The 20,779-nt window shown below is 73.5% G+C and carries 18 protein-coding genes; all 18 read right to left on the bottom strand.

Annotation, left to right across the window (positions count from 1 at the left end; all coding sequences use genetic code 11):
• Positions 1-6: 6 nt before the first annotated feature.
• Complete coding sequence (locus tag QFZ75_RS09535) at positions 7-1,350, bottom strand: serine/threonine-protein kinase (RefSeq protein ID WP_307535512.1); 1,344 nt, start codon at positions 1,348-1,350, stop codon at positions 7-9.
• The gene (locus QFZ75_RS09530) at positions 1,351-2,244 is read right to left on the bottom strand and encodes a protein phosphatase 2C domain-containing protein (protein WP_307535510.1); all 894 of its coding nucleotides are present in this window, start codon (positions 2,242-2,244) and stop codon (positions 1,351-1,353) included.
• Positions 2,241-2,903 carry a tellurium resistance protein gene (locus QFZ75_RS09525; RefSeq protein WP_307544348.1) on the bottom strand — a complete coding sequence of 221 codons (663 nt, stop codon included), beginning with the start codon at positions 2,901-2,903 and terminating at the stop codon, positions 2,241-2,243. The genes QFZ75_RS09530 and QFZ75_RS09525 overlap by 4 nt, the downstream gene beginning before the upstream one ends.
• Positions 2,904-2,969: 66 nt before the next feature.
• Positions 2,970-3,092, bottom strand: a complete 123-nt coding sequence (locus QFZ75_RS09520) for a hypothetical protein (protein WP_307535509.1) — start codon at positions 3,090-3,092, stop codon at positions 2,970-2,972.
• Complete coding sequence (locus tag QFZ75_RS09515) at positions 3,089-4,924, bottom strand: hypothetical protein (RefSeq protein ID WP_307535507.1); 1,836 nt, start codon at positions 4,922-4,924, stop codon at positions 3,089-3,091. Before QFZ75_RS09515 ends, QFZ75_RS09520 begins: the two co-directional genes overlap by 4 nt.
• Positions 4,921-7,746 carry a GTPase-associated protein 1-related protein gene (locus tag QFZ75_RS09510; RefSeq protein WP_307535505.1) on the bottom strand — a complete coding sequence of 942 codons (2,826 nt, stop codon included), beginning with the start codon at positions 7,744-7,746 and terminating at the stop codon, positions 4,921-4,923. The genes QFZ75_RS09515 and QFZ75_RS09510 overlap by 4 nt, the downstream gene beginning before the upstream one ends.
• The gene (locus QFZ75_RS09505; protein ID WP_307535503.1) at positions 7,743-8,990 is read right to left on the bottom strand and encodes a hypothetical protein; all 1,248 of its coding nucleotides are present in this window, start codon (positions 8,988-8,990) and stop codon (positions 7,743-7,745) included. The genes QFZ75_RS09510 and QFZ75_RS09505 overlap by 4 nt, the downstream gene beginning before the upstream one ends.
• A 4-nt stretch (positions 8,991-8,994) precedes the next feature.
• Positions 8,995-11,268 (bottom strand): hypothetical protein, encoded by a 2,274-nt coding sequence (locus tag QFZ75_RS09500; protein WP_307535501.1) that lies wholly within the window; start codon positions 11,266-11,268, stop codon positions 8,995-8,997.
• A gap of 147 nt (positions 11,269-11,415) precedes the next feature.
• On the bottom strand, positions 11,416-12,159 hold the full coding sequence (locus QFZ75_RS09495; protein ID WP_307535500.1) for a sirohydrochlorin chelatase: 744 nt from the start codon (positions 12,157-12,159) through the stop codon (positions 11,416-11,418).
• 29 nt (positions 12,160-12,188) lie between these two features.
• Positions 12,189-13,094 carry an ABC transporter permease gene (locus tag QFZ75_RS09490; protein ID WP_307535499.1) on the bottom strand — a complete coding sequence of 302 codons (906 nt, stop codon included), beginning with the start codon at positions 13,092-13,094 and terminating at the stop codon, positions 12,189-12,191.
• The gene (locus QFZ75_RS09485; protein ID WP_307535497.1) at positions 13,081-13,869 is read right to left on the bottom strand and encodes an ABC transporter ATP-binding protein; all 789 of its coding nucleotides are present in this window, start codon (positions 13,867-13,869) and stop codon (positions 13,081-13,083) included. The genes QFZ75_RS09490 and QFZ75_RS09485 overlap by 14 nt, the downstream gene beginning before the upstream one ends.
• A 36-nt stretch (positions 13,870-13,905) precedes the next feature.
• Positions 13,906-15,012, bottom strand: coding sequence for an aliphatic sulfonate ABC transporter substrate-binding protein (locus QFZ75_RS09480; RefSeq protein WP_307535496.1), 1,107 nt, complete (start codon positions 15,010-15,012; stop codon positions 13,906-13,908).
• A gap of 231 nt (positions 15,013-15,243) precedes the next feature.
• Positions 15,244-16,608, bottom strand: a complete 1,365-nt coding sequence (locus QFZ75_RS09475; RefSeq protein WP_307535494.1) for a sulfate adenylyltransferase subunit 1 — start codon at positions 16,606-16,608, stop codon at positions 15,244-15,246.
• Positions 16,609-16,610: 2 nt separating this feature from the next.
• A complete protein-coding gene (gene cysD / locus QFZ75_RS09470) occupies positions 16,611-17,552 on the bottom strand; it encodes a sulfate adenylyltransferase subunit CysD (protein WP_307535493.1) in 942 nt (313 codons plus the stop codon).
• Positions 17,549-18,100, bottom strand: coding sequence for an adenylyl-sulfate kinase (gene cysC / locus QFZ75_RS09465; RefSeq protein ID WP_307544346.1), 552 nt, complete (start codon positions 18,098-18,100; stop codon positions 17,549-17,551). The genes cysD and cysC overlap by 4 nt, the downstream gene beginning before the upstream one ends.
• A gap of 56 nt (positions 18,101-18,156) precedes the next feature.
• Positions 18,157-18,888 (bottom strand): phosphoadenylyl-sulfate reductase, encoded by a 732-nt coding sequence (locus QFZ75_RS09460; protein ID WP_307535492.1) that lies wholly within the window; start codon positions 18,886-18,888, stop codon positions 18,157-18,159.
• Positions 18,885-19,064, bottom strand: a complete 180-nt coding sequence (locus tag QFZ75_RS09455; RefSeq protein ID WP_307535490.1) for a hypothetical protein — start codon at positions 19,062-19,064, stop codon at positions 18,885-18,887. Before QFZ75_RS09455 ends, QFZ75_RS09460 begins: the two co-directional genes overlap by 4 nt.
• On the bottom strand, positions 19,061-20,758 hold the full coding sequence (locus QFZ75_RS09450; RefSeq protein ID WP_307535489.1) for a nitrite/sulfite reductase: 1,698 nt from the start codon (positions 20,756-20,758) through the stop codon (positions 19,061-19,063). Before QFZ75_RS09450 ends, QFZ75_RS09455 begins: the two co-directional genes overlap by 4 nt.
• Positions 20,759-20,779 lie beyond the last annotated feature (21 nt).

The raw sequence follows: 20,779 nt of genomic DNA, 5'->3' as shown, positions 1-20,779 counted from the left end.
GGGCGGTCACTTGGCCCGTACGACCGCCCTGACCCCGCCGCCCAGCTCCAGCTCCAGCCCCGAGCGCAGCGGCACCGTCTGATCGGGGCCGACCTGCTGGGACGTGCCGTCCGAGCGGGTGCCCGTCCAGGTGTCCCGGGTGCGGTTCGCGATACCGAAACGGCCCGGCTTCGCGGGGTGTTCCACCAGCTCGGCCACGAGGGTCGCGTCCGAGTAGTCGTGCCGGGCGGGCTCGGCCAGCAGATGGTGGGCGTGCACGCGGGCCGCGCGCGGCAGCCGGACGTGGCGTTCGGTGCGCGGCGGGGGAGTGGTCACCGTCAGGCGCGGCGGCAGCACCAGCCGGGAGCCGCAGCCCCAGCACGGGCGGGGCGCCGGGTGCCGGTGCTCGTCCGGCTCCGTCATGTTCTGCCGCCCGCAGGACGCGCACTCCACCACCGAGTCCCGTACGGCGCGCAGCGCGTCGCGCCACTGCGACTCCCGTACCCGGACCGCCGGATCGTGCAGTCCGGCCGTGAAGCTGCGCCGGAACAGTTCCTGCAGCGTGCCCGCGGCGGCGTCCCAGGTGGCCAGCACCGTCGCGTGTTCCATCGGGTCCGGCTCGTTGGAGTCGTCCGCCGGGTCGAAGACGAACAGCGGGCTCTTCCCGTACAGCTTCCGCTCGGCCGCCTCGTCCAGGCAGTGGATCGTCAGCTCCGCCTTCCCCTTCAGCGGATGGTGGTTCATCAGGAACATGAACAGCAGGACGGCCAGCGAGTGCAGGTCGGACTGGGTACCGGGACGGGCCCCGGGATCGGCGCGCACCAGCTCGGGCGCCATGAACTCCATCGTCCCGGAGATGCCGCTCACGTCGCCCTCCACCACCGCGTTGTCGTTGTCGCAGACGAGGATGTCGCCGGTGTCCGGGTCGAAGAAGACGTTGCCCCAGGAGATGTCCCGGTAGGCGATGCCGCGCGAGTGGAGCGCCTGGTACGCCTCCACGGTGTAGAGGCAGGCCGTCAGCAACGCGCGCGTACTGGTGCGCAGCCGGCGGCGGAACAGGTCGGGCAGTCCCTTGAACCGCTCGGGCCGCAGCCCCATCAGGTACCCGAACGACCCGCGGTGCCACGGCATGTACGTCTCGGGCCACAGGAAGCGGTCGTCGTCGAAATCGCGGTCCACCAGCTCCCGCACGATCCCGTCCTGCCCGGGGGTCGCGCAGGTCGGGTAGTACCACTTGAGGGCCTTCTCACCGGCGGACGTCCGCACCCGGTAGACCTCGCCCTGGCCGCCCGCCCCCAACATGCCGACGACCTGGACCTCCTCACCGGTGTCCGCGGTCAGGCGGGTTCCGCTGTCGAGCATGCCGGTCATCTACTTCTCCGTCTTCCGTTCGGTCCTGGTGTCTGTCGCGGTGTCCGCCGCGTACGGGTGCAGGAGGGCCGCCGCCAGCGTGGTGTCGTCGCCCGAGTGGCGGGAGGCGTGCCGCAGCCAGTCCGGCAGCGCGGTCCGCACGCCTTCGACGCCCTCGGTCGCGAGCCGTCCGTCCAGGTCCCCGACGAACTCCGTGAAGCCGTCGCCCCGGGCGAAGCTCTTCGACAGACCGTCCGTGGACAGCACCACCAGACGCGGCACCCGCGCCTCCTCGAACACGGGCGCCCAGTGCGTGCGCACCGCGCGCCACGCCTGCGGCCCGCACAGCGACTCGGTCTCGTCGCCCAGGTCGGCCAGGTCGTCCTCGGCCGGGGCCAGCGGGCGGCCCACCGAGCCGTCGTGGCCCACCACCGCCAGGTCGCCGTCGCCGATCTGCCAGGCCGTCAGGAGCCCCGGCAGCACGACCGCGCCGATCAGGGTGGTCCCGTACAGCTTCAGCTTCTCGTCGGGGCCGGGTTCGGGCAGCCCCAGGTCGGCCACCGGGCGGTGCCGCGACCAGTGCCCGAGGGCCTCCTCGCGCCAGGCCTGGACGAGGGCGCGCGGGAAGTCGTTGCGGGCGTGGTTCATCAGCCGGGTGAGCCGGCCCGGCTCCCGGCAGCCGCCGGCCGCCCGGCCGAACTCCGCCGCGAGCACGACGAACCGGTCCACGGCGAACCGTGCACCGAGCGCGCTGCGCGGGTACGCGGCCGAACCGTGGCCGTCCGCCACCGCGAGGACGAGGGGGTCGGCGCCGGAACCGCTGCCGGTGCACGCGTACCAGTCCTGGTTCTGCCGTTTGCCGAACCCCTGGATGCTTTCGGCGAGGATGTCCCAGCGCCGTGCGAGCGCCGTCACCACACGTCGTCGTCATCGTCGTCGTCGAGGACCGGCGGCGCGAACGGCTGCTTCGCCAGCGGGTCCGCGGAGCCGGCGACCGGCTGCGAGGCCGCCTTGACCGCCGCCGTGGAGGCCCACCGGATCGCCGCCGCGAGCTGCTTGGGGCTGTTGGCGTCCAGCGGCTGGAGCTCCGGGTTGGCGAGGAACTCCTGCAGCACGGAGCGGTCCGCGTCGTGGCCGACGGCGATCGCGACCCGGACCGCCTTGCGCCCCCAGGGCGTCGCGTCGATCGCCTTGAGGCCCGCCTTCCAGTCGTCGGTCGGCACACCGTCCGAGACCAGCGCGAGGACCGGCTTCAGGGCCCGCTGCGGCATCGGCGGGCTCTGCAGCTCGCGCGAGACCAGGCTCAGCGCCTCGCCCAGGTTGGTCATCCCGTCCACCTCGACGTCCTGCCAGGTGAAGTCGTCGACGGGGACGGGCGTCTGGTGGTGCCACGTGGCCGTCGTGGAGAACGTGACCGTACGCAGCAGCAGTTGGGCCGCCGGGTTGTCGTGGGCCACCGCGCGCATCTCCGGGACGGCCTCCCGGATCGCGTAGTTGAGCCGGGCGATCTTCTCGCCCTGCATCGAGTACGAGCAGTCGAGCAGCCAGATGAAGTGGACCGGACGGCTCGCCATGGGCCCGCCGGGAATGTCACTCACTGCGTGTCCTTCCTTGGTGTGTCGGTCGGTTCCCGACCTGGGTCAGTGCGTCGCGTACAGGACGACGGCCGCGACGAGGGACGCGCCCGTCAGGACCAGGGAGCCGATGAACAGACCGAGGGCCGTGCGACGCCCCCGCCCGATCTGTCGCGTCACGGTACTCATGCGGTGTCGGACCTCTCCTCGTCGTCGGACGTGTCCGGGCTGCCGGAGCCACCCGGGCCGCCGGAACCGACCGGGGCGACCGGGGCGACCGCGCTGTCCGCCGTGCCGGTTCCGGGACCGCCGGTCCGGGGGCCGCCGACGCGGGGACCGCCGATCCGGAGTCCGCCCACCCGGGGACCGCCGATCCGGGACTTCCCGGTCCGCGACTTCCCGGTCCGGGGGCCGCCGGACGGGCGGTCACCGGACCCGCCGGTCCCGCCGGCGCCGCGGGCCGGGTCGGGGCCGATCAGGGCGCCCGTGCGCAGGCCCGAGCCGGCCAGCAGCCACAGCACGGGCTCGGCGGCCCGGCGCTGCTCGCTCTCCAGCGGGCCCGTACCGGTGGCCGCGTGCGCGCTGACCGCCCAGTAGCGGTCGGCCCTGAAGTCGTGGCCGAGGGCGCGGACGAGCCTGCCGAGGCCGATCTCCGTCAGCCAGGTGTCGATCCGGGCACCCGCCACCGGCAGCGAGTCGAGCCGGTCGAGGACGTCCCGCTTGGTGACGACCGTGGCCACGGACAGTTTGCCGCGCCGCCCGGTGAGCGCCGACAGCTCGCCCGCCAGCCGCTGGTACGTCTCCCACGGACCCTGCGGCGAGGGCCGTGCGGCGGTGGCCCGCTCGGCGTCGGCGCCGCTCAGTCCCGTCCGTACCGTCGGCTCGGCGAGTACGTCCGCGACCAGGACGACCCCGTCGGTGTGCGCGAGGTAGTGCTGGGCGCGCACCCGCTCGGCGTCCGCGAGGGACTCGCCCATCGGGTCGTAGAGGTAGAGCAGCCGGCGGCGCCGCTTCAGCGTGACCAGCAGCATGAAGGCGCGGGGCTGCCCGCCCGTCGTGGCATGGGCCCAGGTGGCCTGTGCCAGCTGCCGGCCGAGGGAGACCGCGGCCTGCCGGTCGTCCTTCGACGCGTACTCGACGCGCAGGCCGCTCCGCTGCGACCAGGCCTGCAGCCCCTCGACCATGGCGGCCATCAGCATCGTCTTGCCCGACGAGGTGCCGCCGATCAGCGGCGCGTGCACGACCCGGGTGGTGCCCACCGCGTTCGGCAGCACCTGGTCGCAGTGCGGGCACAGGGCGGTGAGACGGCTGCGTTTGACGAGGCGGGCCGCCCCGAGCCGCTGCCCGCAGGAGCACGTGTGCCACAGCGCGCCGTACCGGCCGGGGCGCAGCCGGGCGTGCGGTGCCCGGCACCCGGGGCAGCGGTGCACCGCGAGGGGCACCGGCCGGTAGCAGCCCGGGTACGGGCACTTGACGCGGATGTGCCGGACCGTCACCCAGCCGCGGTCCGCGCCGCGCAGCACCAGCGCGGTGCCGGCGGCGCCCAGCCACACGAGTGCGAGCAGCAGGGCGAAGACCACCAGCGCCAGGGAGAGGAGCACGGTGGCGAGCGAGGCGCCGGCGAGCGCGCCGAGGAAGGTGCCGGGCGCGAGGAGCCACATCACCGTCCGCACGAACGAGTTGCGCTCGACGCGCCCCGTGGAGCGGACCCCCCGGAACAGGTTCGCGGTCGTGCGGCGCATCCATCGGTGGGTGAACTGGGCCCAGACGATCTGGATGCCGAAGTTGCCCGCCGTGGTCGCGTCCACCCACATCTGCCGCCACCAGTAGGCGAGTTCGGCCGGTTCGCCGGCACCGGCGCCCGGCACGCGGCTGTCGGTGCGGCCCTCGTGCCACGGACCCAGGGCACGGCACACCGCCGTCACGCCCTGGGCGAGGAGCTGCCACAGGGCGTTGCAGAGACAGACGACGCCCGCGACCAGCGCCACGAAGCCGAGGACGCACTGCACGAGGAGGTTCACCGGCGTTCCCCGCCGTCGTACGGGGGTGCCACGTCCCCGTACCGCGAGGACGGATCGTCGTGCCTGCCACTGCCACTGCCACTGCCCGTGCCACTGCCCGTGCCACTGTCCGCGCCGCCGTCCGTGCCGTCGCCCCTGCCACGTCCGCGACCGGTGAACCGGCCCGCGAGGCGGCCGAGCGCGCCGGGCCGGTTCCAGGACCGGAAGGCGTCGAGCTTGCCGCGGCCGGCCCGGGCGAGGTCCGCCTCGACCTGCGTCAGGTTCTCGGCGGGCAGCGCCCGCACGATCGGCCGCAGCACCTTGGCCAGCAGCACGGCACACGTCTCGTCCCACGCCGGGTGCGTACCCGCGTGCGAACTCCAGTCGCAGAAACACTCGGCGACGTAGTGCGGGACGGTGCGCAGCCGGTCGCCCACCGGGGCGGACCGGGCCGCCCGCTCGTACGCCGCGAGCAGGGCGGGGTCGCCGGAGAGGGCCAGCGCGTACAGCTCACCGGGCGGCACCGCGCCGGACAGCAGGCGGCGCGCCAGGGCACGGTGCACCCGTTCGAGGACCGGCGCGGGCAGGGAGCGGGCGTTCACGGTGAGCGCCGCCGCGCGCCGTACCCAGTCCAGCCCCTCGCCCTCGGTGCCGAGCAGGCCCGCGAACTCCAGCAGCAGGAGCGCGGCGCGCCGCTCCGGTTCCAGTTCCGTGGTGAAGCAGCGCAGCAGGTCGGCGGCGAGCACCGGGACGTCGCGGTCGTCGGCCGGTGCCGCGAGGGCGGCGTCGATCAGCAGGTCCCGGGTGCCGGCGGCGCGGTGCAGGTCGGAGCCGAGCTGGTTGAGCAGCAGGCTCGCCTCCTGCCCCGTGGGCAGTTCACCGGGCCACACCAGGCCGAGCGCGGTCCGCAGGACGGCCGGCTCGGCGTGCGCCGAGACCCCCGCGGTACGCACCACGCCGTGGAACGCCGTGAGCCGGTCGCCCACCCCCGTGGGCAGCGCGTTCGACGCGCACATCCGCAGGTGCGGGAACCCCGGGTGGCCCCGTACGGGCAGGTCCGCGACGGCCAGCATCCGCGCGGCGGCCACCGGCCGGGCGGCGGCGACGGCGTCGAGCGCGCCGAAGAGGGCGATCCGGAGGGTGGGGTGCTCGGCGACGGCGTCACGCAGCGCGGCGAGATCCTGCCGGTCGACGGGCCCACCGCCACCCTGCCCACCGTCGTCACCGTGCCCGCTGCCGGCCCCGTTCCCGGTGCCGGTGCCTGCCGCCGTGGGGTCCGAGCGGGTGCTCCACCAGGGGGTCGCGCCGTCGCGGCCGGCGGTCGCGGCCGGGGCGGTCCGGCTCGCCCATCCCCCGTCCGTACGCGGGCCCGTGTACGCGCCCGTACGTGCGTCCGGGCCCGCCGCGGAGACGGGTACCCGGGCCTCCGGGAGGTCCATCAGGGACCGGGCCAGCCGTGCCGCGAGTTCCGGGAGGAGGTCGGTGCAGTCGACGTCCAGCAGGTCGGCGACCCGCAGCAGGCCGAGCGGTCGCCCGGCCGGGGGCCGCGCCGGGTCGGCGACGCCCGCGCGGACCGCGTGCCCCAGCTCCTTGCCGAGCCGCATCCGCACCTGGGGCGTGAACGAGGCGCCGTGGACGACGGGGACGGGCCCGTCGCCGCGCACCGCCGCGTCCAGCACCCGCGCGGCGAGCGGCGCGGTGACGGCGGCGGGCACCTGCCCGTCGAGGCGTGCGAACAGCGCGCCCAGCCCGTCGGCGAAACCGTCCGCAGACGCCGCGTCGGACGCCGTCCCGGCTTCCGCGCCGGACGGCACGGCTTCCGTGCCGGATGCCGTGCCGTCCGGCGGCCGTACCTCGCACAGCGCGGTGACGAACCGCGCCAGTTCCTCCTCGGGCAGGCTGCCCGCACGGTCGCGGACCCAGTGCGTGGCGGCCGCGAGGGCCGCCGCGGGCAGCGCGATCCCGGCGGTGAGCGCCGCCGCGGCCAGCGAACCGAGGTCGGGCCCGTGATGCCGGAACAGGTCGGGCCGGCCCGCCCGCCACACCAGGGCGCACACCTGCGCCCACGGGTCCGGGTCCCCCGCGTCGGCCGGCGCGGGGGGCCGGGTGCAGTCGTGGACCCGGTGCCGGTGGCCGTACGCCACGGTCTCGGACGACGGCAGCGCGCCGACGACCTGCTGCCTGGCCTGCGCCGGCCGTCGCGTGTACGTCGTGAAGGTCAGCCGGTGCGCCTGCTCGCGCGGCAGCGCCGCGCAGGCCAGCGCGATCCACTGGGCCACGGCCGCGCTGTCCCGCTCCACCAGCACGACCTGCCCGGCCCCCGGGTCCTTTGCGACCGCCCGGACGTCGGCGAGGACCGCCGCGAGCCGGTCGGCGCGGGACGCCGCGAAGGCGACCAGCGTGTCGTGCTGCATGAGCCCCGACGGCTCCAGGCGGTCGATCGGTTCGGGCCTCCCGCCGTCAGGTGTGGTGCGGGTCCAACGCCGCGACTCCCAGGCCGTGATGGGCAGCGCGCCGTCCGGCAGCCGGGCCCCGGCGGGCAGGAGGCAGGCGTGTGCGTGGAAGTTGCCCCAGCGCCCGCTGTAGTCGATGCCCGTGTACACGGACCGGCTCAGCAGCCGCCCGCCGTCGGAGAGTTCGCTGAAGCTGAACGCCGTGGGGAAGTCCGCCAGTTCACCGGCGTCGGGCCGGGCGGGCCGGTCGCGCGGCGGCTCGTACCCGATGAGCTGCTCCGCCTCCCTGAGCACGCCCTGCGGTACGCCGTCGCTCACCGCCGTGAACCGGAAGCCGGAGCCGTCGGGTCCGGGCGGCGCCGAGGTGTAGTGGAGCTGGGAGAGCGTCACCTGGACTGTCCCTTCGCCGCGTTCGTCACCGGCAGCAGACCGCGACGGGCCAGCAGCCACAGCAGTGGATCCTCCACGCGCAACGGCTGCGGCCCGGACTTCGGCACGTCCGCCGGGGCGTCGGCGGGCGGCGGCGCGCCCAGGGCCGAGAGGCCGAACAGCGAGACCTGCGCGAAGTCCCGCTCCAGTTGCCGGTACAGCGCTCCCGCGTCCCAGTCCGCCAGCAGGGACCGCAGTTCCTCGTGCACGGCGAGCCGGTCGTCCTCGTCGAGGGTCCCGCCGTCGTGGGTGGCGCTGTCGAGCAGGGGTGAGTGCGGGTCGAGCAGCGGCCGCAGCATGTCCGTCTTCGTCACGGCCACCGCCATGGGCGTACTCACCCGGCCGCGTGAGCCGCCCCTGCCGTGCGCCCGCAGCTGGGTGGCGAGGTCCGCCGCGATCTGCTGCGGCGGCGTCTCCACGGCGGGCAGCGGCGGCCCCTCGCCCAGCGGCAGCCGGTCCCGCACGGAGCCCAGCTGCAGCGGGTCGACCAGCAGGATGATGCCGTCGGCCGCGCCGAGGTAGCGGGTGTAGCGGTCCACGGCCTCGGCGCCCGCCAGGTCCTCGCCCGCCGCGTCGAAGAACACGAGGGTCGTGTGCCGGCTGCCCGCACCGAACCGCCGGCGCCGGGGCAGGCTCAGCCGGTACAGGAGCGGGTCGTTGAAGCCCAGCGCGGCCGGGCGGGTCGCGTCCGGCAGCCGCAGCCGCTCGTACAGGTCCTGCGCCATCTCCTTGTCGCGCTGCTGGGTGCCCTGGCCCATCGCGGCGAGCGAGGCGTCGAAGGCCTGGCCGACGCGCCGGTTCAACTCGTTGACCAGCACGGCGACATAGGTGCTCTTGCCGGACGCCTTCGCGCCGACCAGGGCGATGATGCGGCTGTCCTGCTCGCAGTAGTCGCTGGGCAGATCGCTGTGGCAGGACCCGCACACCCGTACCGTCGTGGTCACGCCGCAGCCCGGACAGAGGGCGGGCCCGGCGTTCGTGGCGGGTCGCAGCCTGGACGCGGCCGAACGCGGCCGGGTGAAGACCGGGCCGCGCATCCGGGCCGACGGCGGGATGCCCGGTCCCATGAACTCCGCCCATGTGTCGTCGCGTTCGGGGCCGCACGGCTGCGAGCCGCGCACCCCGCCCGCGATCATCAGACAGCGGTACGGCAGCCCGGCCGCCGAGGAGCGGGCGAAGCAGTAGGGGCAGATGACGGTCGTCATGGATTCAGCGCACCACCAGGGTCGCGGGGGACGGTTCTTCGAGCCGTACGGAGGCGGCGTCGGCCCCGAGCAGGAAACCGCGCAGGGTGTACGGGGCCGGGCAGGGGGCCGGGGCCAGTTCGTGCTCGACGGTGCGGCGCGCCAGCAGTTCGTCACCGGCGATCCTGAGGACGGTCGTGCCGTCGGCGGGCCCGCGCGGCCGGAGGGTACCGCTGCGCGCGACGCACACGAACTCGGGCAGCCGCAGCGGAGGTTCCCCGTCCGCCGGGACCTCCCCGTCGGGCGAGGACAGGGTGACGCGGAGCAGGGGGCTGCCCCGCCGCAGCACCCGGCGCGGTGCGGGCACCAGCCGGTACGCGACGGATGCGTCCGGCGGCAGCACGGTCTCGGCGCCCGCCGGCAGCGCGGCCACCGCCCCCGAGGTGCGCGGCGCGGGTACGGCCCTGATGCGGACGCCGCCCCGGCCGACCGGCAGCCGCAAGCCCTGGCGCCGGTACTGGTGCGCGGCGACGGCCCGTTCGCCGGTGCGCCCGCCGCGCTCGCTCCAGCTGACGGTCAGCTGCCCGGTGCCCTCGGGCCAGTCGAGGACCACCTGGACCTGGCCGTCCGCCTGCCGCCGCGCGGTCAGGCCGGTCACGGCGGCGGGTGCCTCGACGGTGACGGCCGGGCCCGCCACGGCCCGTTCCCCCAGCACGGCGACGGCGGCCACCTCGGCGTGGGTGCCGGGCGGCGGACACAGCAGGCCCTCGTCGCCCTCCTGCCGGGGCCAGGGCAGCGGCCCGGGTACGTCGCAGACCGCCAACTCGGTTCCGGGCAAAGGAACTTCACCGGGCCAGCACACCAGCCGCACCTCGGTGCCGTCCGACCCCGCGGCTCCCGCCGCCCCTGCCGCCCCCGACCAGGCGAACCGGATCGCGCCGCCCTCGGCGGTGGCCGTGAGCGTCGTCACGGGGTCGGGCCAGCGGTGCACCGTACGGGTCGCCACGACGCCGCGGGAGGCGACGACCCGGCCCTCGGGCGTGCGGTAGTGGCAGACGACCCGGAAGCGGTGCCGGCCGGGCGGCAGTCCGGCGGCGGTGAACCGGACGGTCCCGCAGGGGAGCGGCGCGGCGCGGCCGTCGGGCCCGGTGCGCTCGACGGTCACCTCGGTGGCGCCGGGCGGCGGCCGCCAGGTGCCCTCGACCCGCTCCCGCCCGTCGGTCAGCACCAGTTCACGCACCTCCGGGGTGACGGGCAGTTCCCGTGCCACGAGCGGGACGCCGTCCACGCGGCCCTCACGCAGCGGCAGGACCACGTACCGCACCACGCTGCCGAGCGGCGCGGCGCGGTCCTCCGCGGTGCCGCGGGCGCCGTCCGCGCCGGTGTCGATCTCGTGCACCTCGGTGCCGCCGCGTGCGGCCCGCCGCAGTCGCAGGATCCGCCAGGCCACCTCGGGATCGGCCGCGTCCCACGTCAACGCCACCGAATCCGGGCGCAGTTCACGGCCCAGCGGCTCGTCGCCGGATTCCTCGCCGGGGCGGGGCCGGTGGATGCGGACGAGGCCGAACAGGGCCCGGCGGTCGTCCGCCGCGAGGCGCAGGGCCCGCAGGTACTCCTGCGTCGCGGCCTCGCGGTCGCCCGCCCGCTCGGCGGCGCGGGCCGCGTCCAGCGCGGCGTCGGCGTTCCGCAGCCGGCGGGCCAGCGTGGTCCGGAGGGTGGTGAGCGACGGGTCGCGTCCGTAGGGCGGCAGCCGCTCCAGGAGCCGGTGCGCGCGGCGCAGCCGGTGTTCGGCCCAGGCGTCGGCCAGCGACTCGGCGGCGGTCCGCTGCCCGCTGTCCAGAGCGGGACGCGCGCGGGCCGCCGCCACGAGCCCGGCGGCCTCGTCGGCGTGGATCCCCAAGGTCTCCGCGGTGGCGGGGTGGTGGCCGCTCGGATGGTCCTGGAGCAGTTCGATCAGCTGGTAGAGCAGGACCCCGCGCAGGGCCTGCGGGTCGCGGCGGTGCAGTGCGGCCAGTTCGGCCGCGAGGTCGCCCGCGGGTCCGGCCGCCCGGCCGGGGCCGGTGCGCAGGCCGCTCAGCACGGTGGCGTCGACCCGGCGTCGTCCGCGGGGGCCGGCCGGCACGAACAGGCCGTCCAGGACCCGTAATCCGGCCGGTGCGAGCAGCTCTCCGAGGTGGCGCAGGCCTGCGGCACGCTGGGCCGCGACCAGACGGGGGTAGCCGGGTACGAGAGGGGCCAGCGGGAGGGCCGCCAGCGCGTGGGGCAGCCCGAGGTGATGCCCGAACTCGCGACCTGCCACCTGCACCGTCCCCCGGCTCGTACCTGCGACGGACATCCCATCAGATTTGGCAGGCGGGAGGTAGTGACTTACGTTTCTTCACCCCCGGGCCGGCGTCTGAGGACGAGCGCGCCGGCGCGATACGGAGGTCCGGGGGCGGAAGAAGGCTCAGGCGCCCAGCGCGGCCAGCGCCGGGCGGCGCGCCTCGTCGTACCGCGTCAGCAGCAGCCGGCACACCTCCGGCGCCGCCCCCAGCACGTCCGCGAGCACCTCCGCGCGAGCGACGCCGGCACCCCGCGCGATCCGGTCCGGCAGGAACCCCGGCGCGAGGACGTACGGCGCGACAGCCACCCGCGCGCACCCCAGCGCGCGCAGCGCCTCCACCGCCTCCTCCGTCCGGGGGAGCGACGCGGAGGCGAACGCGGGCCGCACGGCGCACCAGCCGGCCCGCCGCCACTCCCGCGCGATTCCCGCGATCACCGCGATCGCCTCCGGGTCCGTGGACCCCGCCGAGGCCAGTACGACCCCGGTCGAGGACTTGTCGCCGGGGGACAGCCCCGCCTCGTACAGGCGCCGTTCGAGCGCGGACGTCAGCAGCGGCGACGGGCCGAGCACCTCGGCCTGCCGGATCCGCAGCCGGGCGGGTGCCTGGCCCAGCACCGCCGGGATGTCCGACTTGGCATGGAAGGCCCGGGTGAGGAGCAGGGGCAGGGCCACCACGTCCCGTACGCCCTCCGCGGCGAGGGACTCCAGCACACCGGAGACCGAGGGGACGTTGAAGTCCAGGAAGCCGGTCTCCACGCGCAGCCCGGGCCGCCGCGCCCGCACCCGGCGTACCAGGGCGTGCACGGTCGCGGCATGACGCGGGTCGCGGCTGCCGTGGGCGATGACGAGGAGTACCGGTTCCGGCATGGAGGTCAGCTCTCCGCTCGGCTCTCCGGTCAGCTCTTCACGAGGAGACCGCGGCTGCGCAGGACCCACCGCTCCAGCGGACTGAAGATCAGCAGGTCGATGGCGATGCCGACGATCAGGATGAGGAGGATGGCGAGGAACACCATGGGCATGCTGTTGGCCGTACGGCCGTTCTCGAGGAGCTGGCCCAGGCCGATGCCCAGGTCGGGCGAGGACGCGATGATCTCGGCGGCCATCAGGGAGCGCCACGAGAACGCCCAGCCCTGCTTCAGCCCCGCCAGGTAGCCGGGCAGCGCGGCCGGGACCACGATGTGCCAGGTGCCGCGCAGGCCCGTCGCGCCCAGGGTGCGGCCCGCCCGCAGGAACAGCGGCGGCACCTGGTCGACACCGGAGACGAGCCCGTTGGCGATCGAGGGGACCGCGCCGAGCAGGATGACGGCGTACATCATCGAGTCGTTGAGCCCGAGCCACAGGACGGCCGGCGGCACCCACGCCACCGACGGCAGCGACTGGAGTCCGGACAGGATCGGGCCGATCGCCGCGCGGACGAACTTCACCCGCGCGACGAGGAGCCCCAGCGGCGTGCCGATGACGAGCGCCATCAGGAAGCCCAGCAGACCGCGGGAGACGCTGGTCCAGATGTATTCGAGGAGCGTGCCCTCCAGCCAGGCCTCCTGGACCTCGTCCCAGACCGCGGACGGCGCCGGCAGCTTGTAGCTGTCGGTGACCTCCGCCCACACCAGGACCTGCCAGACCACCAGCACCAGGGCCACGGCCACGATCGGGGGGAAGATCTTCTCCACGAAGGTCTTCCGGAACGAGGTGCGCCCGGTCTGGACCGTCTCCAGCGCGTCGAGGCCCGCCTCGAGTCCGGCGAGATCCCCGGCGCCCGTGGCTCCCGTGTCCTTGACGGCGCTCGCCTCAGTGCTGGCCATGACGGCGGATCTCCCCACGCAGTTGTTCGGTGATCTCGACGGACAGCTCCGCCACCTCGGTGTCCTCGATGCGGCGCGGCTGCGGGATGCCGACCGTCCACTCCCGCGCGATGCGCCCCGGACGCGAGGACAGCAGCACCACGCGCTCGGCGAGCCGCACCGCCTCGCGCACGTTGTGCGTCACGAACAGCACCGACACGCGCGTCTCGCGCCAGATACGGGTCAGCTCGTCGTGCAGCACGTCCCGCGTGATGGCGTCGAGGGCCGCGAACGGCTCGTCCATCAGCAGCAGCCGGCTGTCCTGGGCGAGCGCGCGGGCCAGGGCGACGCGCTGCCGCATACCGCCCGACAGCTCGTGCACCCGCTTGCCGTACGCGCCCTTCAGCCGGACGAGCTCCAGGAGCTCCTCCGCCCTGCCACGGCGCTCCGCCTTGGGCAGACCCCGCAGCCGCAGGGCCAGTTCGATGTTCTTGCCCGCGGTCAGCCACGGGAAAAGGGCGTGCTCCTGGAACATCAGGGCCGGCCGGCCGTCGGTGCTGATACCGCCCGCGGACGGCTTGTCGAGCCCGGCGACCAGGTTCAGCAGCGTCGACTTGCCGCACCCGGAGGCTCCCAGGAGGGTGACGAACTCGCCGGGGGCGACATCGAGCGTGATGTCGTCCAGGACGAGCTGCTGCCCGGCGGGGCCGGTGAAGGACTTCGAGACATGCTCGATGCGGGCGGCGTACTCCACCGGCGTACCGGTGTCGGCGGTCTTGGCGAGGGCGGTTGCCATGGTCGTCACCTCCTGGGAACTCATGGGTGTACGGGGCTACTTGACGCCGAGCCCGGCGTCGTCGACCGGGTCCGCGCCCTCGGCCTTCAGGACCTTGTTCAGCGGGGCGAGGTCGTAGATGCCGTCGAGCAGCGGCTTCTCCAGCAGACCGGCCTTCACCGCGTGCTCGGCCTCGCTGTTGAGGGTCGAGGCCAGCGGGTCGTCGGTGAACTGGATCGACTTCCACGCCGGGTCGATGACCTCGGCGGGCAGCTCCTTGCCGGACAGCTCCTTGAGCTTGGTGTTGGCGGCGGCCTTCGCCTCGTCCGGGTTGGCGTTGATCCACTTGTTGGTCTTCACCGAGCCGCGCAGCACGGCCTCGACGACGTCCGGGTGCGCCTTCAGGAACTTCTGCGACACGATGATGTTCGTGATCACGAACTTCTTGTCCGGCCACAGGTCGGCCTCGTCGAGCAGCACCTTCGCACCCTCGGCGACCAGCTTGGACGCGGTCGGCTCCGGCACCCACGCGCCGTCGATGGAGCCCGACTTGTAGGCGTCCGGCGTGATCTTGTTGTCCGTACGGACCACGGAGACGTCGCCCTTGCCGCTCTGGGCGTTCACCTTCCAGCCCTGCTCGGCGATCCAGTTGAGGAACGCCACGTCCTGCGTGTTGCCCAGCTGGGGGGTGGCGATCTTCTTGCCCTTGACGTCCTTCAGGGACTTGACCTTCTTGGGGTTCACCACCAGCTTCACCCCGCCGGACGCCGAACCGCCGATGATCCGCAGGCCCTTGCCGTCGGTCGTGCTGTAGCCGTTGATGGCGGGGGAGGGGCCGATCCAGCCGATGTCGATCGACCCGGAGTTGAGCGCCTCGATCTCGGAGGGACCCGCGTTGAACTGGGAGTACGAGGCCTTCGTGCCCCCGAGCTCCTTCTGCAGCAGCCCTTCCTGGTCACCCACGAGCGCGGTGGCGTGCGTCAGGTTCGGGAAGTAGCCGATCCGCACGGTGTCGGCGGAGAGCTTCTTGCCCTCGGCGGCGACCTTCGAGGTGCCCTCGTCCTCGGAGTCGGAACCGTAGCCGCAGGCGGCGAGGGTGAGGAGGGGAAGAGCAGCGGCGGCGGCGATGCCGCGGCGAAGCAGTGTGGAGCCCTTGGCAGGCACGGGAGGGATTCCTCTCGTCGGCCCGGCGGTCACGGTTCTTCAGGTCGTGGCCGGGAGGTCGGCAGGTCTTCGTCGTATCCGCGACGGCGGGCGGGGGGACAGGGCGCGCAGGCGGTGCGCGTACGTCAGCACGCACATCGCGCGACCCCGCCCTGCCCGGCGCCGAGGGCGCCGCTGCCGACGCGGCCGCCCTCCTTCGCGAACGTGGAGTAGAAGTCGGTGGGGGCCATGTCAGAAGTCCCACCCGTCGTCGTCCGCCTCGGCCTTGACCGGCTCCGGCGAGGCGAAGGACTCGCCGACCATGCCCGCGGTGAGCGTGGTGCCGTCGGCGGGGTCGATGAGGATGAACGAGCCGGTGCGCCGGGAGTCGGCGTACGCGTCCACCGGCAGCGGCTCGGCGGTACGGATCTTGACGCGGCCGATGTCGTTGGCGACCAGGTGGCCCGGGTGCGGGTGCAGGGACAGGTCGTCGAGGGTCAGCCGCGACGGGATGTCCTTGACGACCGCCTTGACCGTGCGGGTGCCGTGCTTGAGCAGCACCCGGTGGCCGATGGTCAGCGGCGCGTCCGCGACGTGGCAGACCGTCGCCTCGATGTCCTGCGTCGTCGCGGGCGCGTCCTGGGTCGGCACGATCAGGTCGCCGCGCGAGATGTCGATGTCGTCCTCCAGGAGGACCGTCACCGACTGCGTCGTCCAGGCCAGGTCGACCGGCTCGCCCAGCAGGTCGATCGAGGCGATTCGCGAGGTGCGCCCCGAGGGCAGCACGGTGACCTGCTCGCCGACCCGGAACGCGCCGGCCGCGATCTGGCCGGCGTACCCGCGGTAGTCCGGGTGCTCGGCGGTCTGCGGACGGATCACGTACTGCACGGGCAGCCGCGCGTGGCAGGTCGCGAGGTCGTGGCTGACCGGGAGGGTCTCCAGGTGCTCCAGGAAGGTGGGCCCGCCGTACCAGTCCATGTTCGCGGAGGGGTCCACCACGTTGTCCCCGGCGAGCGCGGAGATGGGGATCGCGGTGATCTCGGGAACGCCCAGTTCGGACGCGTACGCCGTGAACTCCTCGGCGATCGCGGCGAACACCGGTTCCTGGTAGTCGACGAGGTCCATCTTGTTCACGGCGAGGACGACGTGGGGGACGCGCAGGAGGGCGGCGATGGCGGCGTGGCGGCGGGTCTGTTCGACGACTCCGTTGCGGGCGTCGACCAGGACCACCGTCAGCTCGGCGGTGGAGGCGCCGGTGACCATGTTGCGGGTGTACTGCACATGCCCCGGGGTGTCGGCGAGGATGAAGCGTCGTTTCGCTGTGGCGAAGTAGCGGTAGGCGACGTCGATGGTGATGCCCTGTTCGCGTTCGGCGCGCAGGCCGTCGGTGAGCAGGGCGAGGTCGGGGGTGTCCTGGCCGCGGTTGCGGGAGGCGTGTTCGACGGCTTCGAGCTGGTCGGTGAGGACCGACTTGGAGTCGTGGAGCAGGCGTCCCACGAGGGTGGACTTGCCGTCGTCGACGGAACCGGCGGTCGCGAAGCGCAGCAGTGTCGTTGCGGACAGCTGCTCGGCCGACAGGGGCTCGGTGCGCTGGGTGGGTTCGGTGCTGCTGGTCATGGTTAGAAGTACCCCTCGCGCTTGCGGTCTTCCATCGCGGCCTCGGACATCTTGTCGTCGGCGCGGGTGGCGCCGCGTTCGGTGAGGCGGGAGGCGGCGATCTCGGTGATCACGGCTTCCAGGGTGGTGGCGTGGGAGTCGACCGCGCCGGTGCAGGACATGTCCCCGACCGTGCGGTAGCGCACGAGGCGGGTCTGCACCGTCTCGCCGTCCTTGGGGCCGCCCCATTCACCGGCGGTGAGCCACATGCCGGCGCGCTGGAAGACGTCCCGTTCGTGCGCGAAGTAGATCTGGGGCAGCTCGATGCCCTCGCGGGCGATGTACTGCCACACGTCGAGTTCGGTCCAGTTGGACAGCGGGAAGACGCGGACGTGTTCGCCGGGGGCGTGGCGGCCGTTGTAGAGGTTCCACAGTTCGGGGCGCTGGCGGCGGGGGTCCCACTGGGAGAACTCGTCGCGCAGGGAGAACACGCGCTCCTTGGCGCGGGCCTTCTCCTCGTCCCGGCGTCCGCCGCCGAAGACGGCGTCGAAGCGTTCGGCCTGGATCTTCTCGGTCAGGGGCAGGGTCTGCAGGGGGTTGCGGACGCCGTCGGGGCGCTCCTTGAGCACACCGCGGTCGATGTAGTCCTGCACGGAGGCCACGTGCAGGCGCAGGCCGTGCTTCTCGACCGTGCGGTCGCGGTACTCCAGGACCTCCGGGAAATTGTGTCCGGTGTCCACGTGCAGGAGGGAGAAGGGCACCGCGGCGGGCGCGAACGCCTTCAGCGCCAGATGCAGCATGACGATGGAGTCCTTGCCGCCGGAGAACAGAACCACCGGCCGCTCGAACTCGCCTGCCACCTCACGGAAGATGTGCACCGCCTCGGACTCCAGAGCGTCCAGGTGGCTCAGGGCGTACGGGCTGCCGGTCCCCTCCTCGGAGACGTCGGCGACGGTCGTCGTCATGCGAGACCCCTCTCGGCGAGCAGCGCGTACAGCGCCGCCGCGGACTCCTGCACGGACTGGGTGTGCGACTCGATGCGCAGGTCCGGCGACTCGGGCTCCTCGTACGGGTCGTCGACGCCGGTCAGCCCGGAGATCTCCCCCGCGGCCTGCTTGGCGTACAGCCCCTTCACGTCCCGCTCGCTGCACACCTCGACCGGCGTGGCGACATGCACCTCCAGGTACGCGGCACCGCTCGCCCCGTGGCGCTTGCGCACCGCCTCGCGGCTGTCGGCGTACGGGGCGATGACGGGGACGAGCGTCTTGACGCCGTTGCGGGACAGCAGGTCGGCGAGGAAGCCGATGCGCTGGACGTTCGTGTGCCGGTCCTCGCGGCTGAAGCCGAGGCCCGCCGTCAGGAACGTACGGATCTCGTCGCCGTCGAGCACCTCGACGCGGTGGCCCTCCTCGCGCAGCCGTCCGGCCAGCTCGTACGCGATGGTGGTCTTGCCGGCGCTCGGCAGACCCGTGAGCCAGATGGTGGCTCCGGTCACTTGGTTCTCCTGGTTCATCGGGATCGTCGAGCCGGTCACGGCCGTCGCGGTCGTCAGGGGCGTCGCGGTCATGGTCAGCCGTGCAGTCCGCACTCGGTCTTCGCGCTGCCCGACCAGCGGCCGGCGCGCGCGTCCTCGCCCTCCAGCACGCGGCGGGTGCAGGGGGCGCAACCGACGGACGGGTAGCCGTCCATGAGCAGCGGGTTGGTGAGGACGCCGTGCTCACTCACGTACGCGTCCACGTCGTCCTGCGTCCAGCGGGCGATCGGCGAGATCTTGACCTTGCGGCGCTTGGCGTCCCAGCCGACGACCGGGGTGTTCGCGCGGGTCGGGGACTCGTCGCGGCGCAGGCCCGTGGCCCAGGCGCGGTACCCGGTCAGTCCCTGCTCCAGCGGCGCGACCTTCCGCAGGGCGCAGCACAGGTCGGGGTTGCGGTCGTGCAGCTTCGGCCCGTGCTCGGCGTCCTGCTCGGCCACGGTCTGCCGCGGGGTGAGCGTGATGACGTTGACGTCCATCACGGCCTCGACGGCGTCCCGGGTGCCGATGGTCTCGGGGAAGTGGTAGCCGGTGTCGAGGAACACGACGTCCACGCCGGGGAAGGCGCGGGACGCGAGGTGGGCGACCACCGCGTCCTCCATCGAGGAGGTCACGCAGAACTGCCCGCCGAAGGTGTCGGCGGCCCACCGGAGGATCTCCAGGGCGGGGGCGTCCTCGAGGTCGCGGCCCGCCTGCTCGGCGAGCTTCCTGAGCCGTGCGTCGGTATCGGTGTCGGTACCAGTATCGGTATCGGTCCGAACGGTCGTCATATCTCGTCCCCTCCACCGTCGTTGCGCTGGACCCCCCGGGCCAGCAGCCCGAGGAACTTCAGCTGGAAGGCTCGATTGCATGCCGCGCATTCCCACGCGCCGTGCCCCTGCTCCCCGGGACGCAGGTCCTCGTCACCGCAGTAGGGGCAGTAGAAGGGCGCCGCACGCTCGCTCATGTCAGGGACTCCTCGGAGGCGCGGGTCGCCCAGGCCGCGAAGCGCTCGCCGTCCTCGCGCTCCTGCTCGAAACGGGTCAGGACCCGCTCGATGTAGTCGGGCAGCTCCTCCGAGGTGACCTTCAGGCCGCGGACCTTGCGGCCGAACTTGGCCTCCAGTCCGAGCGCGCCGCCCAGGTGCACCTGGTAGCCCTCGACCTGGTCGCCCTTGTCGTCGAGCATCAGCTGGCCCTTGAGACCGATGTCCGCGACCTGGATGCGGGCGCAGGCGTTCGGGCAGCCGTTGATGTTGATGGTGATCGGCTCGTCGAACGCGGGGATGCGGCGCTCCAGCTCGTCGATCAGCGCGGCACCGCGCGCCTTGGTCTCGACGATGGCGAGCTTGCAGTACTCGATGCCGGTGCAGGCCATCGTGCCGCGCCGGAACGGGGAGGGCCGGGCGGTCAGGTCCAGCGCCTCCAGCGCCTCGACCAGTGACTGGACCTGCGGCTCCTCGACGTCGAGCACGATCATCTTCTGCTCGACGGTGGTACGGACCCGGCCCGAGCCGTGCGCCTCGGCGAGTTCGGCGATCTTCGTGAGGGTGGCGCCGTCCACCCGGCCCACCCGCGGGGCGAACCCGACGTAGAAGCGGCCGTCCTGCTGCCGGTGCACACCGACGTGGTCGCGCCAGCGCTGCACGGGCTGGGCGGGCGCCGGTCCGTCGACGAGCTCGCGCTTCAGGTATTCGTCCTGAAGGATCCGGCGGAACTTCTCCGGGCCCCAGTCGGCGACCAGGAACTTGAGGCGGGCCCGCGTGCGCAGCCGCCGGTAGCCGTAGTCGCGGAAGATGCCGATCACGCCCGCCCAGACCTCGGGCACCTCGTCCAGCGGCACCCAGGCGCCGAGCCGGACGCCGATCTTCGGGTTGGTGGACAGTCCGCCGCCGACCCACAGGTCGAAGCCGGGGCCGTGCTCGGGGTGCTCGACGCCGACGAAGGCCACGTCGTTGATCTCATGGGCCACGTCGAGGAGCGGCGAACCGGAGATCGCCGTCTTGAACTTGCGGGGCAGGTTGGAGAACTCCTTGCTGCCGATGTACTTGCGCTGGATCTCGTCGATGGCCGTGGTGCCGTCGATGATCTCGTCCTCGGCGATGCCGGCGACGGGCGAGCCGAGGATGACGCGGGGCGTGTCACCGCAGGCCTCGGTCGTGGACAGCCCGACGGCTTCCAGCCGGTTCCAGATCTCCGGGACGTCCTCGATGCGGATCCAGTGGTACTGGACGTTCTGCCGGTCGGTGAGGTCGGCGGTGCCGCGCGCGAACTCCTGCGAGATCTCGCCGATGACGCGCAGCTGCCGGGTGGTGAGGCGTCCGCCGTCGATCCGCACCCGCAGCATGAAGTACTTGTCGTCCAGCTCCTCCGGCTCCAGGACCGCGGTCTTGCCGCCGTCGATCCCGGGCTTGCGCTGGGTGTACAGCCCCCACCAGCGCATCCGGCCGCGCAGGTCGTTGGGGTCGATCGAGTCGAAGCCCCGCTTGGAGTAGATCGTCTCGATGCGTGTCCGCACGTTGAGACCGTCGTCGTCCTTCTTGAACTGCTCGTTGCCGTTGAGCGGGGTGAAGTGTCCGACGGCCCACTGACCCTCGCCGCGGTGACGGCTCACCTTGCGGCGCGGCGCGGCGGCAGCGGGATTCTGTGGGGTGTCGGCCATGGTTCTACGTCCTTCGGGACC

It is taken from the genome of Streptomyces sp. V3I8 (assembly GCF_030817535.1).
In the GTDB taxonomy this organism is placed as follows: domain Bacteria; phylum Actinomycetota; class Actinomycetes; order Streptomycetales; family Streptomycetaceae; genus Streptomyces.
Note: the sequence above shows the minus strand (reverse complement) of the source record. Positions and strands in the feature narration are given on the sequence as shown.